The sequence below is a fragment of the Desulfoscipio sp. XC116 genome (assembly GCF_039851975.1).
Classification (GTDB): Bacteria; Bacillota; Desulfotomaculia; order Desulfotomaculales; family Desulfallaceae; genus Sporotomaculum.
Genome location: NZ_CP156660.1, coordinates 3,523,110 through 3,536,707, shown reverse-complemented (window position 1 = coordinate 3,536,707; position 13,598 = coordinate 3,523,110). Strand labels below are relative to the sequence as shown.

Sequence of the window (13,598 nt, the reverse complement as noted above, 5' to 3'; positions counted from 1 at the left end):
GTGAATAATACTATTGAAAAATAAATTTATTCATTTGGTTGATGCATTAATGCACTATTGACGTACTGTAGATGTTGGCTAAGGATAGATTATACGGCCGTTCCCGAATAAGCTATTACAAAAACCGCAAATTATTTTACGTATAATTATTACCGCAAAATATGTGCCAGGACGTGAGAAGCACGAAACCCTTATTTAGATGGGTTATTCGAAGCTAGCGGCGTGATTGTCTGTGTTGATAGCAAGACGGTTGTGCTGAAATCGGTACAATTGGGAGTCAATTCAAAATATTCAGACCGCTGATTTCAGCGGATTAACCCAGCGGCATAGTTTTTGCGTTTACGGTGACCATTAAAGAGGAGGGATGATTATGAACATTAGTGGTATGCTGGCCAGGAACGCCCGGCGACACCCGGACAAAGAAGCCTTAATTTATGAGGAAAAGCGATACAGTTACAGGCAGTTAAATGAATCGGTCAACTGCCTGGCCAATGCCCTGGCTGGTTTGGGGGTGCGGAAGGGTGATAAGGTGGCCTTGATGATGCAAAATTCGGATCGGTATGTAATTGCTTTTATGGCCGCTTTAAGATTGGGAGCGGTAGTAGTGCCCATTAATTTTCGCTTGGCGGTGCCGGAGGTTGAATATATAGTTAATCATTCGGACAGTGGCACATTAATTTATGATCCCGAGTATGTGAATATTGTAAATTCACTGCGGGCTAAACTGTTTGGGGTGTGTAACATGATTTGCGCCGGGTCGGGGGAGGGGGCAGCCGGTACTTTGCAATGGAATGCCCTGGTAGACGGGGTTTCGCCTGAAGAACCGGGGGTAATGGTGGAAGGGTGGGATGATTGCGAAATACTGTACACCTCCGGTACCACCGGTCGCCCCAAGGGGGCGCTTTTTGACCATCACCGTGTTATACACGTAGGTATAGTGATGGTGGTGCATATGGGAGTTAACCCGCGGGATCGCTTGCTGCATGTGGCACCGCTGTTCCATTCGGCTCAGCTGAATCTATTCTTGGTATCGGGTATGTACGTGGGGGCCACCCACGTTGTTATGCGGGCCTTTGAGCCCCGGGCAGTGCTTGATACTATCCAAAGGGAGCGCGTGACTCTTTTCTTCGGGGTGCCCACCATGTATAATTTCATGCTGCAGGTGCCCAACTTCAGCGATTATGATATTGGTTCGGTAACTCGTTTTGGTTACGGCGCGGCCCCTATGCCCATGGAACTGGTTCGGCAGGCGCTGGCCAAATTCCCCACCGACCGCATCTATAATCTTTGTGGGTTGACCGAAGGCGGACCGGGCGGAGTTTTGCTTGAGCCCGAGGATCAATTGCGCAAACCCGGAGCAGGAGGAAAGGCTATTATCAACTCCGAGGCCCGGGTAGTGGACGATGTCGGGAGTGATGTGACGCCTGGCCGGGTGGGCGAATTTATCATTCAGGGCGAGACAATCATGAAAGAATATTATAAAAACCCTGAAGCAACTGCTGAGACACTTAAAGACGGCTGGCTGTATACCGGTGATCTGGCTACTATTGATGATGAGGGCTATATCACTCTGGTCGATCGCAAAAAAGATATGATTATCACCGGTGGTGAAAACGTTTATTCCACCGAGGTGGAGCACGCTTTGTATCAACACCCCGGGGTACTGGAAGCCGCGGTAATCGGAGTGCGGCATCCGGTATGGGGGGAAACCGTTACGGCCATGGTTTGTTCTAAGGCGGGGATTATTGTTACCGGCGAGGAGCTCAAAGCTTTTTGTGCCGGTTATTTGGCGGATTATAAGATACCGCGGATTTACAAATTTATTAAAGCGTTGCCTAGAAATGCTTCCGGCAAGGTGCTAAAAAGAGTCTTGAGGGACGGTTACCGGGAAGATAATTGAGAAATATATTTATTTTTCGTCCATTTACCGGGTAAATCGGTTGGCATACCAAACGCCGCTGGTGTGAGGATATTTTTCCCGCAGTAAGAAACAATAAATTAGTGATTTGCAATCCTCGGCGGAAAAATTTCAATGGGGATTGAATAATTTATTAGTTCTTACGGAGGTTTGAAGCAAATGAACGATTTTAATGGCAATACCTCGGCACCGCTGGCCGAGGTCATCAGCCCGGCAGAGTTTATTGATTACCAGCAAGGATCGGTGGTAAGCAGGACGCTGGTTGATAAAAAGACCGGTACGGTAACTTTGTTTGCCTTTGGTAAGGGGCAGGGATTAAGCGAGCATACCGCACCCTTTGATGCTATGGTGCAGTTGATGGATGGTGAGGCGGAAGTAGTTATATCAGGGAAGCCACTGCGGTTGAAAAAGGACGAAATGGTTATTATGCCTGCAAATGAACCCCATGCGCTGCGGGCGGTGGAAAGGTTTAAAATGCTCCTGATAATGATTCGCGCATGATTTTTTCTGGTATGTTTTGCAACTGTCATTGTGAGCGCAGCGAAGTAATCTCAGACTCCGAAGCAGGTCCCCAAAGAAATGCGGGCTGTAGGACGGAGATTGACGCGTCGCTTCGCTCCCCGCAATGACGGGCTTCAAGCGCCGTAGGTTATATTCATAGTATCTTGGCATGGTGCGCATCTTTGAATTTATAAAATTGTCAGGTTTTAAAAAGCTTAATATTTTTTAAAACTTGATTCAGCTCTCAGTTTTTTGCGTAAAAAAATATCATTCTTCGGTGTCGTTAAGCATACCGTGAAAAATAAACTCCAGCATATTTTCAAAGACATGTTCGGGTATCTCCCGGTCTTCCCATAATACCCATCTTTTGCTTACTTCAATGGTTATGCCCATTAAGCAATATGCCAGGGTTTCCGGGTCTAATCTGCGCAACTCCCCTTTATTCATAGCCCCTTGGAGGCCTTTTATGTAACCTTGGGCAAAAGTTTTAAAATACCATTGGCAGATCTCGTCATCCACCCACTGAGCTTCCAAAACTATTTTGTAGAGGTTTCGGTGACGCCTGACAAAGGAGAAAAAAGTTTTGTAGCCGATGCGTTCTCTGCTTCTGCGATCTTCAATGCCGGTGATGGCTATTTGAATTTCCTGTCGTATAGTGTGATTAAGCATAATAACCAGTTGACGAAAAATTTCCTGTTTACCGCTGAAGTAAACATAAAAGGTGCCCTGAGACACCCCTGCTTTTTGAGTGATTTCCACCACCGAGGTATTGTAATAACCTTTTCTGCCAAAGATCTCCTCGGCCGCCTCCAGTAGCTTTTGCTGGGTAATTTCTCCTTTGGGAGTTTTAGCTTTGTTAAGCGGATAAAACTCATTATGTTGATATGACAACCGAGTCACCTCATATGAATTATAGCAAACATTCGACAACCTGTCATCTGAAAAATTAGATAATTAATAAAATATTTAATATTGCATCAAAGCCTGCGGTTGTATTAAAGCGATTTACAAAAGGTCAGCCGGTAATATACTACCTAACCGCCGACCTTTGTGGTAAGATTATGAACATAGGAAAAATTAATCTGTGGGGATTGCTTTATCCCGGTATGGGATTGAGGAAAGTTCTACGGTAAAGGAAACGGGGGTACAAAATGCAGGTTCGTTTAACTACGCTTTGTGAAAACACGGTGGCTGGACTGGGTTGTATCGGGGAGTGGGGGTTAAGCATACTGGTGGAGGCCGGGGATAAGACGGTGCTTTTGGATACCGGGCTTAGTGATTCCATGCTGCGCAATGCTATGGCTTTAAATGTTGATTTAAGTAAAGTAAATAAAATACTTATTAGCCATGGGCATGCCGATCATACGGGCGGTCTGCGCTTTTTGCTGCAGCGTTTAAGAAGAAGGGTGGAGATTTATGCGCACCCGGAAATATGGGATAAAAAGTATACCTGCCTGCCCCTGCCCGGCAGTGGGGAAAAAATGTACCGGCATATTGGGATGCCCTATTGTCGTGAGGAGCTGGAAGGGCTGGGGGCGGTGTTTATGGAGTCAAGTGAGCCGGTGTGGCTAAATGAATACATGGTAGCCACGGGCGAGGTGCCCCTGGTTACTTCCTTTGAAAAGGTAGATGACAATATGTTTATACGGGCGGAGGAAGGTTTTGTGCCCGATACCCTGCCCGACGACCAGGCGCTGGTTGTCAAAACGGACAGGGGATTGGTTGTAGTGCTGGGCTGCGCCCATAGGGGCATGGTGAATACGCTGATGCACGCGCAAAAAATAACCGGTATAGAGAAAATTTACGCGGTGGTGGGCGGCACACATCTTTTCCGGGCGCAGCGGGAGCAGTTGGACCGGTCTATGGCCGCGCTGCGCAAGTTGGGCGTGGAGAGAATAGGCGTATCCCACTGTACCGGGCTGGCACCGGCAGCGGTGCTGGCACGGGAATTTGGCGATAAATTCTTCTTTAACAATGCCGGCACCGTGGTGGAATTATAACAAAGTAAATACGAATCAGTATATGATAAAAACCTCCAAGAAACCCGTGACAAGGTTTAGTGGAGGTTTTCCAGCATAATTGGGAGGATTAGCAACATCCATCGAATGTCATAGAGGTTATATAAAAGTTTATAAAATATATTGCCATTTGCCGGAGGCGGTGCTATTATGTTACCAGGTAAACTAATTGGGTATATATAGTTTACCTGGTGTTTTGTTTATGTCTATTTTGCGGCACTATACAAATCAATTAGTTATCCGGCAGGTGAAGGGAGCGGTGGTTTATGGACAACAAAAAGCGGGTGGTGGCGGTGTTGATTCTACTATTGTTGGTGACAGGATCTTACTGGGCCCATGAACACTATTACAAGCGCGAAGTTGCGCTTATTCAGGCCGCCGGCACCATCGAAGCCACTACGGTGGAGCTGAATGTTAAAATGTCCGGAACTGTTAACAAACTGGCCGTGGATACCGGTGATACCGTAACCGGCGGTCAATTGGCGGCCGAACTGGTCCGTAGCGACCTGACGGCACAGCGGGAGCGGGATGCCTTGGGTGTGCTCAAGGCCGAAGCTCAGTTGGCGGATTTGCAATCCGGGGCCCGGGAACAGGAAAAAAGCGAGGCTGTAGCCGGGGTGAATATCGCCAAGGTTAACTTGGCAAAGGCCGATACGGATTTGGCCAGGGTGGAGGCACTTTACCATAGCGATGCTGTTCCGGAAGCGGATTATGATAAAGCGCGGACGAACGCTGATTTGTCTAAAAATCAGCTGGCGGCAGCCGAGGCCAGGCTCAAACTGCTGGAGTCGGGCAGCCGCCCTCAACAAATTAACTCGGCCCGGGCAGAGGTTGAGCGCAGTAAGGCCGTGCTCAAAGCCAGTGATGCCATGCTGGAGGATTTGAAGATTTATTGTCCCATTTCAGGTGTTGTACTGTCCAGAAATTACGAGGTTGGGGAGTACGTGCAGATGGGCTCTTCTTTGGCCTCCGTGGCCGATTTAAACGACCTTTGGATTAAAGTATATATACCCACCGTTGATCTGCCCTTTATTAAATTGGGCCAGCAGGTGCAATTCACCGTTAGTGGTACGGACAAAGTGTTTAAGGGGGAGGTGGAGGAAATTGCCGCCAAGGGTGAATTTACACCTAAAACTATTCAAACTCAGCAAGAACGCGCCAATGTGGTATTTGCCGTAGAAATAAAGATAAATGACGCCGGGGGCGCATTGAAACCCGGCATGCCCGCCGATGTAACTTTTGGTCCGAGGGCGGCCCATGATTAAAATAGAAAAACTGGGCAAGGATTTCGGCAATATCATTGCCGTCGGTGCAGTCACCATGCGTATTCCGGCGGGGGATATCTTCGGCCTGGTAGGCCCGGATGGAGCGGGTAAAACCACCTTAATGCGCATGATTTGCGGGCTGATGGCGCCCGATCGCGGGCGGGTGCTTTTAGGGGAGGGCAGCGCCGGGCGGAAACAGACCGGTATGTCCCGCGATAAACATGCCGAAGGCAGGGTTACACTTGGTTATATGCCCCAGCGGTTCAGTCTTTACGGTGATCTGACGGTGATGGAGAATATCAATTTTTTTGGCGCTCTGTATGAACTAAACCGGTCAACTATTAAGGAGCGGGCGGAAAAAATATTGGAAATGACCGGGCTTTTACGCTTTAAGGACCGCTTGGCCGATAATCTGTCGGGCGGTATGAAGCAAAAATTAGCCCTGACCTGCGCTCTGGTCAACCGGCCCGGCCTGTTGGTGCTGGATGAGCCCACTTATGGGGTGGATCCGGAATCCCGTAAGGAATTTTGGCGTATATTGTATCGGCTGAACAGGCAGGGTATGACCATTATGGTATCCACGCCCTATATGGACGAAGCGGAGCTGTGCACAAAAGTAGCCTTCATAGACCGGGGCCGGGTGGTGGCGGCTGATTCCCCGGCCAGGCTGAAAAGTGATTTCCCCTATCGGGTGTTGGAGGTGCGGATTGATGTCCGCCGTCCCGAGCTGTTTAATGGTTTGCCCCAAGTGGTGGACGTATCGTATTACGGCGATAAATATCGCGTGGTAGTGGAAGACGTGCCGGCAGCCCGGCAGGCCATGGAGCGGCTCCTGTCGGAAAAGGGTTTGGGCGATGGATTGCGCTGGGCGGAGGTCAGTCCCACCATGGAAGATGTGTTTATTGCGTTGGCGGAAAAAGAGGTGGTTTAGTGAAATACACGGTAACTACCGACCAATTGACCAAGGTTTTCGGCAGTTTTACGGCTGTGGATAAATTAACCATGCAGATTGAACCGGGGGATATTTATGGTTTTCTGGGACCCAACGGAGCGGGTAAATCCACTGTTATACGGATGCTCTGCGGCATACTGGAACCAACATCGGGCACGGCTGCTGTTTTAGGCCGCGACCTGGTGCGGGAAACCGAAGAAATAAAGCGTCGTATCGGCTATATGTCCCAAAAATTTAGTTTGTATGATGATTTAACCGCCGGTGAAAACCTGCATTTTTATGCCGGGTTGTATAATATATCCCGTCGGGAAAGGAAAAACCGGGTGCGGGAAATGATGGACATGGCCGGCTTGACCGGCCGGGAAGATGAGCTGGCGGCTAATTTAAGCGGCGGCTGGAAGCAAAGGCTGGCGTTGGGCTGTGCTATTATCGCCCGGCCCGCCATAGTATTTCTTGATGAGCCCACCAGCGGGGTGAGCCCCACCAGCAGGCGTCGTTTTTTTAATATCATCAGGCGTTTGGCCGGTGAAGGCACTACGGTAATGGTCACCACACATTTTATGGACGAAGCCGAGTATTGTGATAAAATTGCCTTTATTTCGTCCGGCCGGCTGATGGCCGTGGATACTCCGGACAACCTGAAACGCAACGTTTTGGAAGGCTGCCTGGTGGAATTGGATTTGCCCGACGCCATGGACCGCCTGGACGGCATCGAACGACTGCCTTACGTAAAGGAATGTTCTGTGCATGGTCCGCTGCTGCACGTATTGCTGGAAAGTAAGGCCAGTCTGACGGCTTTGGCGGAATTCGCGGGAGCCTTACCCAAACCCATCACTCCATCACTGGAGGACGTCTTTATTGCTCTGGCTGGTAAAAACCAACAGGCGCTCGGCTTCATGGATTAACAAGGCACTTGGAATGGGGCTTTTAGGCATGTTGTTGAAAAAACTCAGATTACTTTTTCCTGGTATGTTTTGCAACTGTCATTGCGAGCGCAAGCGAAGCAATCCCAAACTGTGTAAACAGCCCAACATGAGATTGCCGCGTCGCGTCGCTTCGCTTCGCGCAATGACAAGCTAAGCTATATTTTCCGGCATTAAATGATGATCTAATCACCTGAAGGGGGTGCTCCGATGAGCAGGATTATTGCTGTTTTACATAAAGAAGTATTGCAGATGCGCCGGGATCGAATGACGCTGGGTTTGGTGTTTATGCTGCCGCTGGTGCAGCTGTTGTTGTTCGGCTATGCTATTCAGACCGAGGTTAAGCACATACCCACCGTGGTCTTTGATCAGTCTCTTTCGGTGGAGAGCCGGGATTTGCTGGAGGCTTTTGGCGCTTCGGGCTATTTTGACCTTACCGGCTCGGTAAACAGCTATGCTGAAGTTAATCAAATGATTGACAGCGGCGAGGTCAAGGTGGGTATAATTTTCCCGCCCGACTTTGCCCGCAGTATCAAACGGGGCGAATCCGGACCGGTGCAGGTGATCGTGGATGCCAGCGATAACATGGTGGCCAACCAGGCTATGGCCGTGGCCAATTCCATTGGCCTTATCAAATCACAGGAAATATTGGCGCGAAGCAAACAGTTTAAAGGTCCCCCCTATGATATCAGGGTACGGCCCTGGTATAATCCGGACGGTATCACCGCTTATTACATGGTGCCGGCCATTCTGGGGATCATTGTGACCATGACCATGGTAATCATGACTTCCATGGGCATTGTACGGGAGCGGGAACGGGGCACTCTGGAACAGCTGATTGTAACGCCCATTAAGTCATACGAGTTGATGATCGGTAAAATAATACCCTACATTGTACTGGGCTATCTGCAAATCACTGTTGCCTTATTGGTGGGGGTGATTGTATTTCACGTGCCTATCAGGGGTAATCTACTGGAGCTTTACCTGTTGACCCTTTTCTTTATTACTGCGTCACTGGGCCTGGGCATATTGATTTCCAACATTGCCAAATCCCAGATGCAGGCGTTCCAGATGTCCTTCTTTGTGATGCTGCCCAGCATATTGCTGTCGGGTTTCATGTTTCCCAGAGATGCCATGCCCAAATTCATCTATTATCTTAGCAGTTTGATTCCGCTGACTTATTATCTGGATATTATCAGGGGCATAGTATTAAAGGGCATCGGATTTCCCTATCTGGTGGGGCAGGTTTTTTCCCTGCTGGTATTTTCCGTGGTGCTTTTGACGCTCAGTATATTAAAGTTTAAGAAAAGGATCGCTTAGCGGATTGATGTTGAAAGTGCCGTAACCAACTATGATATTATTATGGCATGGTAATGAAAATATTAACGGATAAGGGAATTAAAGTTCGGCAAAGTCTATTAACTAAGGGAGTGCCAGGTACTAATGAGAAAACGAATCATAGCAGCTTTAACGGAATTATCTCATACGCGGGGGTTCTATAATGTTACCATGGATGAACTGGCCGCTCAGGCGGGCATGAGCAAAAGGACGGTTTACCGCTATTTCTCCGGCAAAGAAGAAATAATTGAGGCTGTGCTTGATGAGTTTATGGCCTCCGTGGCCGGCGGCATTGAACAAATTATTATTGCTAATGAAGGGAAAGAACCGACGGATATGTTTGAAGAGCTGGTTAAACATTTTACGCAAAGCGCCGGGAAACTTATCAACCCGCTTGTATTGGGAGATTTGCGGGTGCATTATCCTCATTTTTGGAAAAAAATCGAAGAGTTCAGAGCGCAAAGGATTCAGCGTTTTATCAAGCTAATCATGGTAAAAAAAAGTCATGCCCGGAATATCCACCCGCAAATTTTTATGGCTGCCTTTTTAGCTTCTATCCGTGCGGTAATCAATCCTGAATTTGTTCTGGATAATGGATTTACTTTAGATGAGGCCGTCAGTCAGTTGGTAGAGCTTTTTATATACGGTTTTGCGGGGCGGAATGGCGTCAGTTAAATCAGTATTGGCGGCATAAAAGCTTTACTTTAGAAGGAGGCTGTTTTGCAACAGCCTCCTTCTAACTTATGGTCTGTGCATGCCTCGGCTAAACCGTTGCGTATTGAAGGTTAAGTTTAATTCCCTATTGGCTCATGGGGTAGGGAAACTGGGTGCTGTACTGGCCGAATTGCTGGTATGTTTGCGCCATTTTAGGCGGCTGTTCGGGCTCCAGGGTGTACCAGCCTTTTCTAAACATAAGGTCAAAAAGTTCTCTGGCCATGGCGTGGGTTTCGTTAAAAATGCGCATCACATCGTTATGCAGCTGCCTGTGGCTGGCTTCGCGGGCAAATACATTTAAATTGTCTGTAATATATTTTTCCTGGGCCAAGGCGAAATTCAAGGTGTCCCGGTCGTTGATGCGGGCGCTTTTTATCTCTGGTACCAGATTGGACTGGGGATTTTTAATTGTGTTCTGGTTCTGCTGCAGACCCATCATGCTTTGCTGGCTTTGCATACCTTGCCGGCCTGGCATGCCCGGCTGGCCCGGTATGTATTGGCCGCCCGGCAGGCCGGGCCAGCCGCTCATGTTTTGCTGTTGATTAAACATAATTCAAACCTCCCTAAATAGATTTCTTAGTGACTGGCTGTATTGGCGGGGTTAAGATGGTTTAATAGTATTTGGTAGTGCACTTGATGCATTTGTCCGGCCCGGTCCAGGTAATCCCGGATTTCCGGATCTGTACAGTTCCTGGCACCGTGGTAGATCATTTTCATGGCCGTGAGCTCCCAGGCAAGGGCGTCTTTTAGGTAAAGATGATCCTTGGTGCTATTTACACTGGGGGGTTCAGGCATAATTTGTCCCGGTTGCCGCTGCTGGTAAAATTGCGTACTCATGAGTATATCATCTCCTTTAATGCGAAGTTATAATTATTTTGCCTGATAACGGCAATAGTATGTAATCCGCTTTTTAAAACATGTTTTCTGTGGTGAATATATAGCCAATTTGTATATGAATCGGGCCGTGCGGCTTTTGAAATTGGTTTTTGGTTTTTGGATCCGGGCCGGGCCTCCCGGGTGAACTCCCGAAAGATTACATGTCCGGTATTGGTTATTGCCGGTAAAGAGGATAAAGTTACCCCGGCATTGGCAGCCAGAAAGGTGGCGGAAAAATATAAGCCCTTAGCCACTTACAGGGAGCTTGACCACACGCACTGGGTAATCGGCGAGCCGGGCTGGGAGAGTACTGCCGGATATGTGGCCGAGTGGCTGGATAATTTGTATGGTGTGCCATAATAAAGTTTTCAGCCCTTGTTTCCGTTGTGAGGGAACAAGGGCTGAAAACTTTACTTGACAAGAATCTAATCCAAAAATATTAGATTGCATTACCTTAATTTATCTTTAATAACCCGCCAGCTGTCCGGGTCTTCCATGCCCAGGCGCCACAGGGCGATGCCTTTCAGGTTGTACTTATTTACCGCATCCAATTTGAAGGCCAAGCTGCTGGAGTTTTCAAAATAAACGCTGTGCCAGTGACCGTTTTGGTCGGTGTAGTTAAAATAGGGTGCCTGACTACTGTTATCCCATTGCACACTTACTTTATATTTTTTAGCTGTCTCCACAGCCAGCTGGTATGAAAGGTAACGGGAGTTGCCCAGCCCGTAATTCCAATCAAAACCATACCCGGCTACGCCCAGCAGTATTTTTTCAGGCGGCAGCTTGGACAGGGCATATTTAATTACCCGTTCAATATAAGCCGAAGAGGCTATGGGGCCGGCTTTGCTGCCTGCGGTATGCTCATCGTAAGCCATGACGGCTACCATATCGGCATACCGGCCCACCTTGGCAAAATCGAAGTTGTCACCCCAGCCGCCGGTAACCTTGTCGGTGGTCCTGGAGGGTACGCAGGCTATGATTTCATAACCCGCGGGCTTTAGCTGGGCGGATAGTTCAGCCAAAAACTGGATATAAAGTTCGCGATCCCAGGCATGCATATCTTCAATATCAATACACACGCCGTTAAAACCGCTGCTTTTTAGTAATTCATATATATTCATTACCAATGCCCAGCGAGTGTCCGGGTTGACCAGCGCTGCGTGAAGCACATCCCGTCCCACGGAGGAATTTCCGTACAGCAAGTTATGTACCAGGGCATAGTTTTTAATATTGTTGGCTTTAGTGAATTTAAGAACCTGGTTCATTTCCTGTGGCGTGTCATTGCCGTATTGTTCCAGTTTCCCCGGGTTATTTCTGTCGAGCCTGTACCAGAATGGGGAAATGGAGGTTATGGTCTCTTCTTGCTTCTCCAGGGTGGCGTAGGAAGATGGGATTGGATATTCGTTGCAAACATAAAAACCAAGCACTTCCTTTTCGGACTTGGCTGGGGGATTGTTTGACGGCGGTGCGGTATAGCCCAGTAAATTGTTGATTAATTGGTTGGTCTGCGTTCCTACAATACCGTCGGCTCCTAATTGATAATCTGCCTGTAGTTTTAATATCGAATTGGTTGTAATGGGGCCAAAATAGCCGGTGGGGTTGGTCTGAAAGTAACCCAGTGTTTGCAGCTGCTGCTGCAGGGTCAGCACGTCCGCTCCCCGGTACCCTTGTTTTAGCGGCAATGCTGCTTGGGATGCGGGCACACTAATTACGAAAAACAATAAAAAAGCGGTAAGGATGATAGAAAGATGCTTTTTACACGGTGATATCATGATAGCCTCCTTACATAGTATTTTTAATCACATAAAGATTATAAAATAACTGGACAAGTAAAGCATTGGTCAAATATATGCTAAATTGACAGATGTTCCAAAGGATTAGAAAGTTTGGCACGCAGGGGTAAGTTAAGGCAAGGTATGACGTTTTTGATAATGATTTGGCAGGCGTGGATTATTCTTTACATTACAACAGCTGATTTAAAGGCATGAAGTGTATTAATACGATATAATAGATACAGGAATATGCGTTTTAATATACGATACGGTAGGGAGAATGTGCTATGACCAGTGCTGAACTGCGCCAATTATTATTGGATGTAAATGAAGGCCGTCTGGATGTGGATGACGCTTTAGATAAACTAAAAGCTTTACCTTATGAGGATATCGGTTTTGCCAAGCTTGATCATCACCGGGCGTTGCGTAAAGGTTTTCCCGAGGTGGTTTTCTGTCAGGGTAAGACTATCCGGCAGATTGTAGAGATAATGGAAAGATTAAGTCGTAATAACCACACTGTCTTGGCTACCCGGGCCGATTGGGAAGTTTTTGAGGCGGTGCGGGCTGTCTTGGGTGATGCGGTTTACTCGGAACTAGCCCGAACTATCGTGATATGTCGCGGTGAACGCCCCGTGCCCAGAGGTAATGTGCTGGTGGTCACAGCCGGCACTGCTGATCTGCCGGTGGCGGAGGAGGCGGCGGTCACTGCCGAAGTGATGGGCAATCAGGTGCGCAGGTGCTATGATGTAGGCGTAGCCGGTATTCATCGTCTGCTGGATAAACTGGAAATGTTTACGTGGGCACAGGTAGTCATTGTGGTGGCGGGTATGGAAGGAGCTCTGGCCAGTGTGGTGGGCGGGCTGGTGGAACAGCCGGTTATCGCTGTGCCCACCAGCGTGGGTTACGGGGCCAGTTTTCAGGGATTGGCGGCGCTGCTTGGCATGTTGAACAGCTGCGCTTCCGGTGTGGGTGTGGTAAATATTGATAATGGTTTCGGTGCTGCCACGCTGGCCGATGCGATAATACGTTTGGTGGATAAATATTAAAAAGTTCACTTTCATTATGATGCCGATAGTCTTTCCAGGCAGAGCATACCAATCTGGTATGCTCTGCTTTTTAGCCCTCCTTATCAACTCGTGTTTTCTTACCTTACATGCGCCTGATTATATTAAGACATTATATTTACCGACATAGCGATATAATTCCCATCCTATAGATTATTTAAGATGATGCGTTTTAATTCATACACCAGCAGTTACCCGGCTATAATAAGCAGTAATTCGCATTATATCATATCTAACAAAGTCTTGGCGGAAGATAT

Annotated in this window: 14 protein-coding genes; 10 read left to right on the top strand and 4 right to left on the bottom strand. The window is 48.0% G+C overall.

Going from position 1 to position 13,598, the window contains the following annotated elements:
* Window positions 1-370: 370 nt before the first annotated feature.
* Window positions 371-1,900, top strand: a complete 1,530-nt coding sequence (locus ABDB91_RS16740; RefSeq protein WP_347488817.1) for a long-chain fatty acid--CoA ligase — start codon at window positions 371-373, stop codon at window positions 1,898-1,900.
* 177 nt (window positions 1,901-2,077) lie between these two features.
* Window positions 2,078-2,419 (top strand): cupin domain-containing protein, encoded by a 342-nt coding sequence (locus ABDB91_RS16735; protein ID WP_347488816.1) that lies wholly within the window; start codon window positions 2,078-2,080, stop codon window positions 2,417-2,419.
* 267 nt (window positions 2,420-2,686) lie between these two features.
* Here the strand turns inward: ABDB91_RS16735 and ABDB91_RS16730 are convergent, their stop codons facing one another.
* Window positions 2,687-3,310 carry a TetR/AcrR family transcriptional regulator gene (locus tag ABDB91_RS16730; protein ID WP_347488815.1) on the bottom strand — a complete coding sequence of 208 codons (624 nt, stop codon included), beginning with the start codon at window positions 3,308-3,310 and terminating at the stop codon, window positions 2,687-2,689.
* Between the two features lie 260 nt (window positions 3,311-3,570).
* Between ABDB91_RS16730 and ABDB91_RS16725 the strand changes: the two genes are divergently transcribed.
* The 6 genes from ABDB91_RS16725 (at window position 3,571) to ABDB91_RS16700 (ending at window position 9,590) form a co-directional block, all read left to right on the top strand.
* Window positions 3,571-4,419 carry an MBL fold metallo-hydrolase gene (locus ABDB91_RS16725; RefSeq protein WP_347488814.1) on the top strand — a complete coding sequence of 283 codons (849 nt, stop codon included), beginning with the start codon at window positions 3,571-3,573 and terminating at the stop codon, window positions 4,417-4,419.
* Between the two features lie 284 nt (window positions 4,420-4,703).
* The gene (locus ABDB91_RS16720; protein ID WP_347488813.1) at window positions 4,704-5,702 is read left to right on the top strand and encodes an efflux RND transporter periplasmic adaptor subunit; all 999 of its coding nucleotides are present in this window, start codon (window positions 4,704-4,706) and stop codon (window positions 5,700-5,702) included.
* Window positions 5,695-6,633 carry an ABC transporter ATP-binding protein gene (locus ABDB91_RS16715; RefSeq protein WP_347488812.1) on the top strand — a complete coding sequence of 313 codons (939 nt, stop codon included), beginning with the start codon at window positions 5,695-5,697 and terminating at the stop codon, window positions 6,631-6,633. The genes ABDB91_RS16720 and ABDB91_RS16715 overlap by 8 nt, the downstream gene beginning before the upstream one ends.
* A complete protein-coding gene (locus ABDB91_RS16710; RefSeq protein WP_347488811.1) occupies window positions 6,633-7,559 on the top strand; it encodes an ABC transporter ATP-binding protein in 927 nt (308 codons plus the stop codon). The genes ABDB91_RS16715 and ABDB91_RS16710 overlap by 1 nt, the downstream gene beginning before the upstream one ends.
* Window positions 7,560-7,787: 228 nt before the next feature.
* Window positions 7,788-8,897, top strand: coding sequence for an ABC transporter permease (locus ABDB91_RS16705; protein ID WP_347488810.1), 1,110 nt, complete (start codon window positions 7,788-7,790; stop codon window positions 8,895-8,897).
* A 123-nt stretch (window positions 8,898-9,020) separates the two neighbouring features.
* A complete protein-coding gene (locus ABDB91_RS16700; RefSeq protein ID WP_347488809.1) occupies window positions 9,021-9,590 on the top strand; it encodes a TetR/AcrR family transcriptional regulator in 570 nt (189 codons plus the stop codon).
* A 124-nt stretch (window positions 9,591-9,714) separates the two neighbouring features.
* Here ABDB91_RS16700 and ABDB91_RS16695 read toward each other — a convergent pair whose 3' ends face one another.
* Together ABDB91_RS16695 and ABDB91_RS16690 are read right to left on the bottom strand one after the other, a co-directional pair.
* Entirely contained in the window at window positions 9,715-10,179 is a 465-nt protein-coding gene (locus tag ABDB91_RS16695) for a spore coat protein (RefSeq protein ID WP_347488808.1), read from the bottom strand.
* Between the two features lie 26 nt (window positions 10,180-10,205).
* The gene (locus tag ABDB91_RS16690) at window positions 10,206-10,466 is read right to left on the bottom strand and encodes a hypothetical protein (RefSeq protein ID WP_347488807.1); all 261 of its coding nucleotides are present in this window, start codon (window positions 10,464-10,466) and stop codon (window positions 10,206-10,208) included.
* A gap of 180 nt (window positions 10,467-10,646) precedes the next feature.
* On the opposite strand from ABDB91_RS16690, the gene ABDB91_RS16685 reads away from it, so the two are divergent.
* Window positions 10,647-10,865: an alpha/beta hydrolase gene (locus ABDB91_RS16685; RefSeq protein WP_347488806.1), complete on the top strand. Its 219-nt coding sequence runs from the start codon at window positions 10,647-10,649 to the stop codon at window positions 10,863-10,865.
* Window positions 10,866-10,954: 89 nt separating this feature from the next.
* Here the strand turns inward: ABDB91_RS16685 and ABDB91_RS16680 are convergent, their stop codons facing one another.
* Complete coding sequence (locus tag ABDB91_RS16680; RefSeq protein WP_347488805.1) at window positions 10,955-12,277, bottom strand: glycosyl hydrolase family 18 protein; 1,323 nt, start codon at window positions 12,275-12,277, stop codon at window positions 10,955-10,957.
* 287 nt (window positions 12,278-12,564) lie between these two features.
* On the opposite strand from ABDB91_RS16680, the gene larB reads away from it, so the two are divergent.
* Window positions 12,565-13,323 carry a nickel pincer cofactor biosynthesis protein LarB gene (larB, locus tag ABDB91_RS16675; protein WP_347488804.1) on the top strand — a complete coding sequence of 253 codons (759 nt, stop codon included), beginning with the start codon at window positions 12,565-12,567 and terminating at the stop codon, window positions 13,321-13,323.
* Window positions 13,324-13,598 lie beyond the last annotated feature (275 nt).